Raw genomic sequence first — 12,891 nt, 5'->3', positions numbered from 1 at the left:
CCCGGATAGCGTGTTTCATCTTTCCCTCCGATGTTCTATTATGCGGGCAATACAGGACTTATCAGCATTCTGGAGTATTTGCCTCTCATGTCAGACATGATCCTTGCCCGAGTCTCACAATCATTAGCCACAGAGCAGTCTGTTGAGAGTCTGGTTCGGCAACTTCTGGAGATGCTGGAGGTAGTGACTGAGATGGAGTCGACCTATCTTACTAAGGTCGATTTAGATGCGCGTCTGCAGCATATTCTGTATGCGCGTAATAGTAAGCAAATGCAGATCCCCGAAGGGCTGTCGGTGCCGTGGGATGAGACACTCTGCAAGCGCGCAATAGACGCAAACTGTCTGTATAGCGATAACGTTCCCGCGCGCTGGCCAGAATGTACCGCCGCACGCGCGCTGGAGATCACAACCTTTCTGAGTACTCCTGTCCACCTGCCCGATGGCACGTTCTATGGCACCCTCTGCGCCACCAGTCGTCAGCAACAACCGCTTAGTGAACGAGGTGAACAGGTACTGCATCTGTTCGCGGGCCTGATAGCGCAGTCTATTCAGAAAGAATCGCTGGTTGCTCAATTACGTGAAGCGAATGCTGCGCTGATCGCCCACTCCTACACTGACGTTCTGACCGGGCTACCTAACCGTCGGGCAATCTTTGAAAATATCGAAACCCTCTTCTCGCTGGCACGCCACCTGAGGCACAAAATTATTGTCGCCTATATTGATTTAGATGATTTCAAACTGATCAACGATCGTTTTGGGCACGAAGTCGGTGACCAGTTTTTGATCCAAATTGGCCAGCGTTTACGCCGTGGATGCAGTGAGAATGATATTCTTGGTCGTCTGGGCGGTGACGAATTTTTAGTCGCCAGCCTGTCAGGGGGAATCGAAATGTCGCCGTGTGTTCGTTTGCAAAGCGTGAAAAACCACTTACAGCAGCTAATTTGCGGTGACTATGACCTTGGTGATATCTGTCTGTATTATCCGGGAGCCAGTCTGGGAGTTGTAGAAATTGACCCGCTGGAGACAGACGTCAACTGTGCACTTCATCTTGCAGACAGTGCGATGTATCAGGATAAGAAACGCCAGGATAAAACCGCTTTTGTCGTACATTAAGCCCTGTTATGCTTAATCGTCTTTAAATTATTCTGGCAGATAAGCGTATGCGACTCGGTATTATTTTCCCCGTTATTATTTTCATTTCCGCTGTCGTTTTCCTGTCCTGGTTCTTTATTGGCGGCTACGCCTCACCAGGAGCATAACGATGAAAAAAACAACGCTTATTATGATTGGCGTGGCCATTATTGTCGTGCTGGGAACGGAACTGGGCTGGTGGTAATCTGAGAAAAAGGCCACTTATCAGTGGCCTTTATTGTCAGTATGTTTGCTTAGCTTTTGATTTTTCTGTAGATAAACAACACCACAATCGCACCAATAACGGCTACGACGAAACTGCCAAAGTTGAACCCATCGACTTTACCAAAACCAAAGAAGGTACTGATCCAACCGCCCACTACCGCACCAACAACCCCTAAGATAATGGTCATAAAGAATCCGCCGCCATCTTTACCCGGCATAATCCATTTTGCCAAAATCCCCGCGATAAGACCGAAAATCACCCATGAAATAATGCCCATAATATCCCTCGCTTATGTTTTTAAGTTAACGATTCACTCGTTGTATACTCGTTGTATAAAAGCATAGCATAGCGCTGAAAAATTAAAATTTGTGATCAATATCACCTGTTATTTTCATCTTTTTCTGATCTTTCATAAGGTTAAACCATTCGATAGCGGCATTTGCCCTGACGTAGCTCGTCATTAATGTCGAATCGTCAGTCATTCAGGTCTACTGACTCCCCCTCAGCCCCTGCCATTGCTGGGTTTCCACTTCTGGCACACTTTATGCTTAAACAGCCTGTCACTATGACAAATCGTAGTCCGCGATGCGTATCGCGTGGCTCCGTTTACAATTCGCGCTATTTCAGCATTTAACAGGTCTGTTATTGATGAAAAAAATCACCAGTGTATGCCCTTACTGTGGGGCCGGGTGCAAGCTCAAGCTTGTTGTTGAAAATAACAAAATCATCCGCGCCGAAGCCGCAGAGGGTGTAACGAACCAAAATCAGTTATGCCTGAAAGGCTACTATGGCTGGGACTTTCTTAACGACACTCGCCTTCTTACTCCCCGTCTGACGCGTCCGATGATCCGTTATGAAAAAGGTGGGAAATTCACTCCCGTTAGCTGGGATGAAGCCATTCGTTACACCGCAAAACGCTTATCCGATATCAAAAATACCTATGGTCCTCGCGCCATCATGACCACCGGATCTTCACGTGGAACAGGGAATGAGACCAACTACGTGATGCAAAAATTCGCGCGTGGTGTTCTCCATACCAATAATGTCGATTGCTGCGCCCGTGTCTGCCATGGCCCTTCCGTTGCCGGGTTACAGGAAACGTTAGGCAATGGCGCCATGAGTAATTCCATCAGCGACATTGAAAACTCAAAATGCCTGCTGATCTTTGGTTACAACTGTGCCGACTCGCACCCGATTGTGGCTCGCCGGGTGATCAAAGCTCGCCAGAACGGGGCAAAAATCATTGTCTGCGATCCCCGCCGCATTGAAACTGCCCGAATTGCAGACCAGCATCTGCAGTTGAAAAACGGTTGTAACATGGCACTGGTCAACGCGTTTGGCCATGTGCTTATCGAAGAGCAACTTTACGATCGCGAATATGTGCAAAAACATGCCGAAGGCCTGGAAACATACTGGGAAACCGTCAAGGATTACGCGCCTGAAGCCGTTGAACATTTAACGGGTGTTCCCGCACAGCAGGTTCGTCAGGCGATGCGTACTTTTGCCGCAGCGCCCTCGGCAACTGTGATGTGGGGAATGGGCGTCACCCAATTTGGTCAGGCCGTTGACGTGGTTCGTGGCTTGTCGAGCCTGGCGTTGCTGACCGGCAACCTGGGACGCCCTAACGTCGGCGTTGGGCCGGTGCGTGGGCAAAATAACGTACAGGGCGCGTGCGATATGGGGGTGCTGCCTAACCAGTTCCCAGGGTATCAGGACGTGACCGATTTCACCGTCAGGGAGAAATTCGCCAACGCCTGGGGGATTGACGTTAATCAGATGGATGACAAGGTTGGGACGCGCATCACCGAAGTTCCGCATCTGGCTATCGAAGGCAAAATTAAAGCCTACTACATCATGGGGGAAGATCCGTTGCAAACCGAGGCCGATTTAGGTCTGGTCCGCGAAGGGTTTAACGCGCTCGATTTTATTGTCGTGCAGGATATCTTCATGACCAAGACAGCGGAAATGGCCGACGTCCTCCTGCCGGCCACCTCCTGGGGCGAACACGGCGGAGTCTTTACCTGCGCCGACCGCGGATTCCAGCGGTTTGAACAGGCGATTGAACCTACGGGGGATGTCAAACGCGACTGGGAAATCATCAGTCTGCTGGCCACCGCAATGGGCTATCCGATGCAGTATCAAAGTAACCAGCAAATCTGGGATGAGATGCGCGAGCTATGCCCGCTCTTCTACGGCGTGACTTACGAAAAAATGGGTGATATGGGTCATGTACAGTGGCCATGCCCGGAACTCGATCACCCAGGTACGCCGTATCTGTATGCACACAGCCAGTTTGATACCGCCAATGGCAAAGGTAAATTGTTTGCCGCACAGTGGCGTGCTCCTGCAGAAGTACCTGATGAAAAGTACCCAATGGTATTATGCACTGTGCGCGAAGTCGGCCACTATTCGTGCCGCTCGATGACCGGCAACTGCGCAGCATTGCAGGCCCTGGCCGATGAGCCTGGGTATGTGCAAATCAATACCCATGATGCAGAAAAATTAGGTATTCGCCATCGTGACCTGGTATGGGTCAGTTCGCGTCGTGGCAAGGTTATCAGTCGGGCTGATGTCTCTGAACGCATCAACACCGGAACGGTGTATATGACCTATCAATGGTGGATTGGCGCGTGTAATGAGTTGACCCAGGATAATCTGGACCCCATCTCGAAGACCCCGGAAACCAAATATTGTGCCGTCAATATTGAGCACATTAGCGATCAAGGATGGGCAGAGAAGTATGCCGCACAAACGTATAGCGACATGAAATCACGCCTGTGCGAGGCCATTGAGTAAGTCACCGCCCAGGCCGCCTGAGTCTGACTTCCCAGACTCAGGCTTTTTCTCGTTATTTCGCCAGCTGTGGTTCACTAAAGCGAATGGCAGCTGATTCCACCTGCTTATCCCGCTGCATAAAACCGAGGTTCATCAGAAACAATCCCGCCATAAACGGGAGTTCATACAGCTCTTCAATGAGATCGCCGTACTGCGCATTGTGCAAAAAGATAGGGGCCAGCAGACGATGATGCTCTACCGTATCGGAGATCAAAAATGCACAGGTGGTGATCGCTAACAGCCATAGCGGCAGCGGTTCATTGCGTAAGCGACGGGCAATATCCTGGCGTAAGTGTTTTGATATCAGGACAGGCAAAATAATCATTGCAATCAATACCACTGAGATAGCTCTGAACAGAAGTTTAGGGTGCTCCGGAAAATAATCACGGCCCCAACTGGTACTGCGACCCAGCAACACCAACCACCACACAGCCGCCCAAAGCCAAAATTGTTTCTCGCCTTCCGGACGTGATAAAGGCCGGATGTAGCTGAGAGTAAAAAGCGCACCAAACAGCAGCCATAATGCCTGGCCATTCTCAATCCATCTGACGACAGTACCGTTGAGCAAAGGTAGATTCCAGTTCGCAGTGAACGGGATCGCTACGATGACCAGCCCAAGAATGAAAATGGGTAATGTTAGTCGGGTATTCAGTTTCATAAGCGAGGTTCTGTATTGTGACTGTTTCACGATCATAACCCCTGTGAATGATCCAACATTAGCAATCAATGCGGATTTCTTAAGGTATTCTTAAGAAATCTTTTCCCGGATATTTCCAGGTTTAACACGGATAAAAAAACCGCACTGCGCCATCAAAACGCAGTGCGGTTTATAAATCAAAAACGAAAATATTCAATCAGAGGCAGAGGCTAACATCTACCAGCCGCAGACTTCGTGCTCATTCTCGGTATCGTATGAACGAACCGTATTGACCAGATCTTTAACCACTTCAGCGGCGACATCCGGAATCAACAGCGACATCGGCGTTTCAGTTTCATAATCGACAGACACGCCATTGCTGTTATTGGTGACTGTAACGGTGTAGGTTGCTTTACCCATGATTTACTCCTTGCCGGTACGCACAACTTTTCGTTGATTTGCGCTCTCCATCAACACTTCGGGCGCCACGAAAAAGTCGATATTAAAGTAGGTATCGTCGGTCATTACTTCGATGTTATGCCATTTCTCCGGTGGAAAAACGCCGAACTGACCGGCTTCGATAATCATCACCTCTTCTGGCTCCGGGCTGTGTTCATCTGCAAATCCGAGATATTTGACCGCCCCCTGCATCACAGAAAGTCGAGGATAAACCCCGGCACGGGTACCCTTATCAAGGTGGCGTTCGAAAATTCCGGCAGGTGCAGTTTCTTTATTCCAGAACGGCGTTGAGCGTGTATGAATATGATTCTGTGGAATTTGAAGCATTTTTCTTCCCTTTTCCAGTCGACAACCAGCGAGTCTTATTGAATCGCTGCTGTGAACAGGGTACGCTTCAAAATATATATTTAAAATACCATTTATTGGTTATAACAATCCCATTTTTCAATGAAGGGAACAGCTTAATACTGAAAGCCCGCCGTCAACAGCGGGCCAATAGCGTTACGACTGAAGCGTCGCCAGACGTGCGGCAAAACCGACAAAGATCAAGCCAATGAGGGAATTCCCAACTTTAGCCAGTTTTTTCTTCGTACGAATATACTGTGTCACAAACGCACCGGAGAAAATAAGGAAGCTCAGATAGAAAAAGCTCACTATTTCAAGCGTCATCGCCAAAATAAAGAACGACAACCCTGAGTGAGTCGCGTTGACATCAATAAACTGTACGAAGAACGATACATAAAACAGAATGGCTTTAGGATTCGTCAGACTCAAAATTAATGCACGTTTGAAAATCGCACCAAACGGAACTTCTTCTGGCGCAGCGTCGCTGGCTTTCGATTTCAGTGTGGCATACAGGATCTTCGCACCGAGATACAGCAGATAAAACGCGCCGAGATAACGAACAATATTGAACAATACGGGTGTTGTTTTGATTAGCGCAGCTACGCCAGCATAGGCCAGAAACATCAATACGGCATCACCGATAAACACACCGCTTGCTGCCAAATAACCACCCTTCACTCCACGACCGACGCTGTTCTTCAGCACAAATATCGTATTTGGCCCCGGTACCAGCACGATAAAAATAGCACCCACCAGATACGTCCAGTAATTCAGAACTCCATACTCTGCGAACACGTTAACCTCTTCCTGAAAAAACACATGCACTTGCTGCGAGACAATATGCTAACGAATGCGCCAGGGGATGGAAAGAGAAGCTTTAGAATATAGCATTCTGTTTCAGTCCGATTGCAACATCATTATTCGTTCCAGATTTGCAACGATGAAACCCACTTTTGCGCCTACCCAATGCCCCGTTTAGCCACTAATGTTTATCAGTAGATTCAGCCCGCAAGGCCCCCTCTCATCACATGGAGAAAGAAAAATGACTATTGCTTATAAACGTCTTGATAAAGATCAGGCTGCCGTACTACTGGTCGATCACCAAACGGGTTTACTTTCGCTGGTCCGTGACATCGATCCAGACAAGTTTAAAAACAACGTTCTGGCATTAGGCGATCTGGCGAAATATTTCAAACTCCCGACGATTCTGACTACCAGCTTTGAAACGGGTCCTAACGGTCCATTGGTTCCTGAGCTGAAAGAACTGTTCCCGGATGCCCCTTACATCGCACGTCCTGGCCAGATTAATGCCTGGGATAACGAAGATTTTGTTAACGCGATCAAAGCGACAGGCAAAAAGCAGCTAATTATTGCCGGGGTGGTGACCGAAGTCTGCGTCGCATTCCCTGCGCTTTCTGCCATTGAAGCCGGTTTCGACGTGTTTGTGGTCACTGATGCATCCGGTACGTTTAATCCGCTGACCCGTGATTCCGCGTGGAATCGTATGTCATCTGCCGGCGTACAATTAATGACGTGGTTCGGTCTGGCCTGCGAATTACACCGTGACTGGCGCAACGATATTGAAGGGCTGGGAACGTTGTTCTCCAACCATATTCCTGACTATCGCAACCTGATGACCAGCTACAACACGCTGACATCCGGGAAATAATGTTCCTGTCAGTGTAATACACAAAAACCCGCCAACATCGGCGGGTTTTTGTGAACAGTTTCAGTCGGGATTAATGGTGCAGCATTTCATCCACCACCTCTTCTCCCTTGAGCTGATAAGGGTAATAGGTTGGCCAGTTATCCATCTCTTCAAGCAAGGCAGCCTGCGAGGTATTACCCATAAAGATATGGAAGTGGCTCGATTTACGTGGCGCAATAATGTGATCGCTGAATTGCACGTATTTCGGCGCGTCGCTGCCAGCGTCTTTACACTCGAACAGATAACGCACACCTTTCTTGCCTGACGTATAGTTCAAAATTTTATATCCGGCATAATCATACTTACACGATGCCACCTTTTTACCGGTATGAAACTCCATTACGCCGTTTTCAATACCAATAGTGTCAACATCGGTCGCGTAGCCCTTGCGGTAATAGGCTTTAACCTGCTCTGCCGTTTTGCTCTTGTCTTTCTCCGCTTTCTTTTTGAATACCGGATCCAGTTCGCCACTCACCAGATATGGATAGACAGACTGCCACATGCCATCCCAGTCGGCGAGCGTACGGTTCTGCACATTTTTGTCATCAAAAACGCCTTCTGCCGCCTTTTGTTCTATTTCGGTCATTGGTGCACCATGGGAATGGTGACCATGCGCCAGTACCTGGCTACTAACAAAAAGCATCCCCAGAACGACTGCCAATTTTTCCAAATGCATAGCCAAAATTTCACCCTCAAATCATTTGCGAGTGAAATGTTATAATATAACGTATCAATTAAATCAATAGACCAGCTGCAAGCCCTTGTCTCATTTCACGCTACAATGAGCTTGCTGGAACAAAGCTGATCAAGCAATGCCTGCTGATGGCTGATAATCAGCATAGCCAATGGCCGACGCTGACATTCTTCAAGCAGCAGCGCCCAGATATCCCTTTGAATGGAAGGATCGAGCTGGGCGGTAATTTCATCGGCAATCAGAAAACGCGTACGCGGGTCGAGCGCCCGCAGTATGGCAATTCGCGCCAGCTCACCGCCCGAAAGTTGTCCGGGACGACGCGTTAGCCACTCCGGCTTAATATGCAGTCGGGCAAGCGTTTCTGCATCTGGCCGCCATGCATCATGAACCGCATCACCGGTACTCCGTCTGGGGTTAAAGGTTAATTCCGGATGCTGCGGTACAAGCTGCACCGGGCAATATTGATGGCGCGGCAACGGTTGGTCATCAACCAGAACGTCGCCGGACGTCGGCTTTTGCCACCCCGCAAGCACACGTCCCAGCGTTGTTTTTCCGGTTCCACTGGGTGCGCAAATCCCAATGCGCTCCCCTGGTGACAACGAGAACGAGAGATTTTGCCACAGTATTTTACCTCCCTGACGAATGAACACATCACGACAGCACAGCATACCGCTCTCCAAAAAGTTGATTTCTTTCGGGCAGTGCTCGCCATTGCCGTTTTAGATGTTCACTAATTTCACCGCGTAAAAGCTGTTCCCGGCTGACATTATCCGACACCGTTCCTTGATGCAGCGCGACAATGCGATCTGCGTGACGTGCAGCCAGAGTGAGATCATGTGTCACCCATAAAACGCCCGCGCCCCGCTCACACAGGCCGCGTAGCTGTTCCAGCAGTTGATTTGCCAGAGGCGCATCAAGCCAGGCGGTAATCTCATCAGCAAGAATATAACGAGCCTGGCTGAGTGCGGCATGACACGCCAGAATGCGTTTGGCCATTCCTCCCGAAAGCTGACGCGGGAAAGCCTCTAACACGGTGGTTTCCAGATGATGACGTTCGAGCAAGTGTTCAATTTGCCCTGCATTCCACGCCTGACCAGAAAGCTGGCTGGCTCTTCGTAAATGCTTTTCAATAGACAGCAGCGGATTCAGCGCCTGCACACCTTGCGGAACATAACTAAACGTACTGCCACGGCATGCCCTGATGTCATTGTTATCCAGCATTTTCCCATTAAGGGTGATATTGCCATGAAAGCGCAAATTTTCCGGCAACAGATCGAGTAAGCATTGCAGCAGCAGGCTCTTACCCTCACCACTGCCCCCCACTAACGCCACCATCTGGCCCGGCGCAACATCAAAAGAGACATCCTGCAGCAACGAGGACCATTTTTTTGCGCCGTACCAGCGATAACGCGCCACTTCCAGCGAAATCTGCCGCAAACTCAACATGCATCACCTCTCAACCATAAACGATGTACCGCCCGGGCAAGTTGATCAAATAGCATCACAAGGAGAAATAGCATCAGCCCTGGAAACAGCACCAGCCACCAGTCGCCATGACTGATAAACCGCAGCGCATCTGCCAGCAACAGTCCCAGCGAAGGTTCGTGGGGTGCCAGCCCGAAGCCAAGGAAACTTAACGCTGCACTGTGCAATACCGCATGAGGGAACATCAGCAACGTTCCCGTTAACCACTGGGGCAATAGCGCAGGTAAATAGTGATGCCGCCAGCAGTAAAAGTGGCCATGCCCCAGTCGCCAGGTGAGTGTCAGGTAATCACTGTGGGCAACGCGTTCCGCTTCAGCACGTAAAATCAATGCCAGCCGCGGCCAGTGTGTGAGCGCAACCGCCATAATCACCCCGCTTTTCCCGCCGCCCAAGGTAAAACAGATCAAAATCAGCAGCAGAAGGTGCGGCATGGACAACATCGCATCGGTGATCAGACGCATGACGACATCCAGGCGTGGGTGCAGACGGGAAATCGCCGCCATCAGCAACGCAATGAATCCGCTGCACAGCGCCGCGCCAATACCGATTTGCAGGCTGGTTAGCGCCCCCTGAAAGCAACGAACCCACAGGTCGCGCCCCAGATTGTCGGTACCAAACCAGTACAGCGCATCAGGCGGAAGATGACGCACAAGAAGATTCACGTTCAACGGATTATCCAGCATAGCTGCGCCATATACTGCAATAAATAACAGGCCGCTCACGGATAGCAGAAGACGAACAAGCGTCGGCGTCGGGTTATAGAGCATCAGGTCGCTCCAGCGCGCGATTCAGAACATGGACAAACCAGGCAGAGAGAGAGTTACCAATAAACACCAGCACGGTACTGAACAAGACAATCCCCATCAGTAACGGCAGGTCACCGCGTAATCCGGCATCGATGGTAGCCTGCCCCAGCCCCGGATAGGCAAAAACTTTCTCAGCCAGCAACGCACCGCCCAACAGTTCGCCCAACGAGGCAAACTGTAGACATAGCGCTGGCGTGATGGCGTGTCGCAGAACCTGGTGACGCAACAGCGACCACCCCTTGTCACCCTGCGAACGCGCAAAACGAACAAATTCGCTTTTCATCACGCTGGCGATACTTTCCCGCGTGTGCAACGTAATTTGCCCCAGCCCCAGCAGGCTAAGTGCGCAAACAGGGAGAACCAAATGGCGTAGACGTTCAGTCAGCGTTGCCATATCGCTGTTATTTCCCGGTTCCCACGCACAACAGACCGGGAACAGCGGCCAGCGTACCGCAAATACTGCCAACAGCAGCATGCCAATCCAAAAGGTCGGTAAGGAAGAAAGCAGATAGCTAAGTCGGCAGATGGCTTTATCCGGCCAACGGTTCAGGTAGCGGCCGGCAACAAACCCCATTGTCGTTCCCAATAAACCGGAAACCAGCCACGCACCGCTCAGCAGCGCAAACGAGGTCGCAAACCGCTCCTTAATCACGCTGGCAACAGGGGCATTAAACAACATCGAGTAACCAAGGTCGCCCTGTAGCACGCGTAAGAACCAGTGGAAAAAACGCTCCCACAGGGGTTGATCCAGGCCCCAACGAGCAGCAATACGTGCATATTGCTCCGGCGGAACATGCAGCAAATCGTTGCCAATATAGGCCCGGATTGGATCGACCGGCGAAAAGCTGAGCAAGATGAAAGTGCCAGCCGCGACCAGCACTAACAACACTATCAGCCGTAATACATGGCCTAAAACAGACTTCATCAACGGCAGGTCCAGGTCCATTCGTCCAGATTATTGAGCAGTGACCAGCTACCGTGAATTTCCGGTGCACCTTTGCCCAGATCGATGCACGGATTCGCCAGATAGGTGTGCTGAATATTCAGCAGCCATGCCCATGCGGCATCCCCTTGTACGCCTGCGCCTTGTTTACCATCCCACTCAACCTGTTGCCAGAAAGGCAACGCTTTTTGCCAGTCTGGTGCATCAATGGCCTGCTTGAGATGTTGCTCGACCACCGGATTGCTGTAGTAGCCCGGGTTGTAATACTCCACACCCGCCGCCTGCCCGCTGTAGTGATGGAAAAGCTCCATCGGATCCAGGCTCCCCCAGCCGAACAACGTAGGATTAGCATGCATATGACGTTCAACGGTTTCCCAGCTACCCGACTGCAGCGAAATCTGAATACCCACTGGCTCCAGCATCGCACGTACGGCCTCGGCTAAATCCCGGCGCGTACTGTCGCCGCTGGCGTACCACAACGTCAGACGCGCCTCTTTACCGTCTTTCACCCGTACGCCGTCTTTGCCCACTTTCCAGCCGGCCTGATCCAGAATCGTCCGGGCTTTTTCAGCGTCGCCATCTTTGAATGCCACCGAAGTCCCCTGCCATGGCAACCCCTGAACCGCGCTATACGCGGGGATCGCATGCCCCTCCATAACCTGCCCGGCAAGCTGCTTACGGTCAATGGCGTAATTGATCGCACGCCTGATAGCAATATCGGCTGTAATATCGTTCCCAACCGGATAACCATTAGCATCTTTCTTCCCAGCCGGAACCATTGGGAAAACAATACCGCGGTTTTCTACACTGTCGCGAACCCACAGTTTTAAATTCTGCTGTGCGGGCGCCACCGCCATCGACGGCGCAATACGTACCAGTCCCAGTTGGCCACTACGCGCTGCGGCGTATGCGTTATCCTCATCGAGGAATACAAACACAAGCCGGTTGAAATCATTCTTCTTACCGGCATACCACGGGTTTGCTTCCACGATCAGTTGCTGCCCAGGTTGAAAGCTCACCAGGCGGTAAGGACCTGCGCCAATCGGATTTTTGGCAAATGTTTTTTCGTCATACTGTTTTGCCGGAACAATGCCTAACGAACCGAGCACGTTCACAAAAGTGCTCTGCGGATGGCTAAGCGTAATTTCTGCCGTGCGGTTGTCTATCACGCGGGCATGGGTGAAATTCCCCATGTCAATTTTCCCACCACTTTTTGCGGCTTTGTTATAGGTGAAGACCACATCTTCAGCCGTTAGCGGCGAACCATCAGAGAATTTGAGATCGGGCTTAAGCGTCAGCGTCCAGGTTTTGCCGTCGGCACTGGTCACCACTTTTTCCGTCAGCAGGTTTCCCCAGCTCATATCCGCATTTTGCTTTAACACAGGTGCATGCAACAACAGATAGCTGCCATGACTCCAGCCCAACATTGGGTCAAATCCCTCCGTCGGCTCGGGCCCAATGGCCAGTTTTAACGTCTGGCCTTCGTCTGCATTTTGCGCAGCGAGGAGTGGTGAGGTTAATGCGAGAGTCAGTGCGCACGTCAGCAGTGCCAGCTTGCCTTTAATCATTCTCTTATCCAGATTTACGTTATTTTTATCGCGTTTAACGAACAATTTACGTTA

At 50.6% G+C, this 12,891-nt stretch carries 16 protein-coding genes; 5 read left to right on the top strand and 11 right to left on the bottom strand.

The annotated features are described in order from the left end of the window. The first annotated feature begins 87 nt into the window (after nt 1–87). From FDX24_RS06445 to yoaJ, 3 genes are read left to right on the top strand one after another with little or no spacing between them, the layout of a single operon-like run. Nucleotides 88–1,113: a sensor domain-containing diguanylate cyclase gene (locus tag FDX24_RS06445; protein ID WP_061067748.1), complete on the top strand. Its 1,026-nt coding sequence runs from the start codon at nt 88–90 to the stop codon at nt 1,111–1,113. 47 nt (nt 1,114–1,160) lie between these two features. Further along, nucleotides 1,161–1,259, top strand: a complete 99-nt coding sequence (locus FDX24_RS06440; protein ID WP_086523648.1) for a YoaK family small membrane protein — start codon at nt 1,161–1,163, stop codon at nt 1,257–1,259. Between the two features lie 2 nt (nt 1,260–1,261). Continuing rightward, nucleotides 1,262–1,336 (top strand): protein YoaJ, encoded by a 75-nt coding sequence (gene yoaJ / locus FDX24_RS06435; RefSeq protein WP_099530266.1) that lies wholly within the window; start codon nt 1,262–1,264, stop codon nt 1,334–1,336. A gap of 49 nt (nt 1,337–1,385) precedes the next feature. Here the strand turns inward: yoaJ and FDX24_RS06430 are convergent, their stop codons facing one another. After that, nucleotides 1,386–1,634: a GlsB/YeaQ/YmgE family stress response membrane protein gene (locus FDX24_RS06430; RefSeq protein ID WP_005120370.1), complete on the bottom strand. Its 249-nt coding sequence runs from the start codon at nt 1,632–1,634 to the stop codon at nt 1,386–1,388. A gap of 371 nt (nt 1,635–2,005) precedes the next feature. Between FDX24_RS06430 and fdhF the strand changes: the two genes are divergently transcribed. Continuing rightward, nucleotides 2,006–4,153, top strand: a complete 2,148-nt coding sequence (fdhF, locus tag FDX24_RS06425; RefSeq protein ID WP_048212596.1) for a formate dehydrogenase subunit alpha — start codon at nt 2,006–2,008, stop codon at nt 4,151–4,153. Between the two features lie 52 nt (nt 4,154–4,205). On the opposite strand, the gene FDX24_RS06420 is transcribed toward fdhF, so the two are convergent. The 4 genes from FDX24_RS06420 to leuE form a co-directional block, all read right to left on the bottom strand. Further along, a complete protein-coding gene (locus FDX24_RS06420) occupies nt 4,206–4,850 on the bottom strand; it encodes a hypothetical protein (protein WP_061068820.1) in 645 nt (214 codons plus the stop codon). Between the two features lie 216 nt (nt 4,851–5,066). Further along, on the bottom strand, nt 5,067–5,249 hold the full coding sequence (locus tag FDX24_RS06415; protein WP_048211936.1) for a DUF1869 domain-containing protein: 183 nt from the start codon (nt 5,247–5,249) through the stop codon (nt 5,067–5,069). A gap of 3 nt (nt 5,250–5,252) precedes the next feature. Then, nucleotides 5,253–5,615 (bottom strand): DUF1971 domain-containing protein YeaR, encoded by a 363-nt coding sequence (gene yeaR, locus FDX24_RS06410; protein WP_045441926.1) that lies wholly within the window; start codon nt 5,613–5,615, stop codon nt 5,253–5,255. 174 nt (nt 5,616–5,789) lie between these two features. Next, the gene (leuE, locus tag FDX24_RS06405; protein ID WP_048212597.1) at nt 5,790–6,428 is read right to left on the bottom strand and encodes a leucine efflux protein LeuE; all 639 of its coding nucleotides are present in this window, start codon (nt 6,426–6,428) and stop codon (nt 5,790–5,792) included. 247 nt (nt 6,429–6,675) lie between these two features. On the opposite strand from leuE, the gene ycaC reads away from it, so the two are divergent. After that, on the top strand, nt 6,676–7,302 hold the full coding sequence (gene ycaC / locus FDX24_RS06400) for an isochorismate family cysteine hydrolase YcaC (protein WP_005120379.1): 627 nt from the start codon (nt 6,676–6,678) through the stop codon (nt 7,300–7,302). A gap of 70 nt (nt 7,303–7,372) precedes the next feature. Here ycaC and zinT read toward each other — a convergent pair whose 3' ends face one another. The 6 genes from zinT to FDX24_RS06370 all read right to left on the bottom strand — a co-directional run bounded on the left by zinT (nt 7,373) and on the right by FDX24_RS06370 (nt 12,837). Further along, entirely contained in the window at nt 7,373–8,017 is a 645-nt protein-coding gene (zinT, locus tag FDX24_RS06395) for a metal-binding protein ZinT (RefSeq protein ID WP_161958604.1), read from the bottom strand. 95 nt (nt 8,018–8,112) lie between these two features. After that, nucleotides 8,113–8,703 carry an ATP-binding cassette domain-containing protein gene (locus FDX24_RS06390; protein WP_048211938.1) on the bottom strand — a complete coding sequence of 197 codons (591 nt, stop codon included), beginning with the start codon at nt 8,701–8,703 and terminating at the stop codon, nt 8,113–8,115. Next, the gene (locus FDX24_RS06385; protein WP_115643515.1) at nt 8,687–9,481 is read right to left on the bottom strand and encodes an ATP-binding cassette domain-containing protein; all 795 of its coding nucleotides are present in this window, start codon (nt 9,479–9,481) and stop codon (nt 8,687–8,689) included. The genes FDX24_RS06390 and FDX24_RS06385 overlap by 17 nt, the downstream gene beginning before the upstream one ends. Continuing rightward, nucleotides 9,475–10,287: an ABC transporter permease gene (locus FDX24_RS06380; protein WP_061067746.1), complete on the bottom strand. Its 813-nt coding sequence runs from the start codon at nt 10,285–10,287 to the stop codon at nt 9,475–9,477. The genes FDX24_RS06385 and FDX24_RS06380 overlap by 7 nt, the downstream gene beginning before the upstream one ends. Continuing rightward, nucleotides 10,277–11,251 carry an ABC transporter permease gene (locus FDX24_RS06375; protein ID WP_061068819.1) on the bottom strand — a complete coding sequence of 325 codons (975 nt, stop codon included), beginning with the start codon at nt 11,249–11,251 and terminating at the stop codon, nt 10,277–10,279. Before FDX24_RS06375 ends, FDX24_RS06380 begins: the two co-directional genes overlap by 11 nt. Then, on the bottom strand, nt 11,251–12,837 hold the full coding sequence (locus FDX24_RS06370; protein ID WP_048211941.1) for an ABC transporter substrate-binding protein: 1,587 nt from the start codon (nt 12,835–12,837) through the stop codon (nt 11,251–11,253). The genes FDX24_RS06375 and FDX24_RS06370 overlap by 1 nt, the downstream gene beginning before the upstream one ends. Nucleotides 12,838–12,891: the final 54 nt, after the last annotated feature.

The sequence above is a fragment of the Citrobacter sp. wls716 genome (genome assembly GCF_005280975.1).
GTDB classification, from domain to species: Bacteria; Pseudomonadota; Gammaproteobacteria; order Enterobacterales; family Enterobacteriaceae; genus Citrobacter; species Citrobacter youngae.
This window is presented reverse-complemented; position numbering and strand designations above follow the sequence as displayed.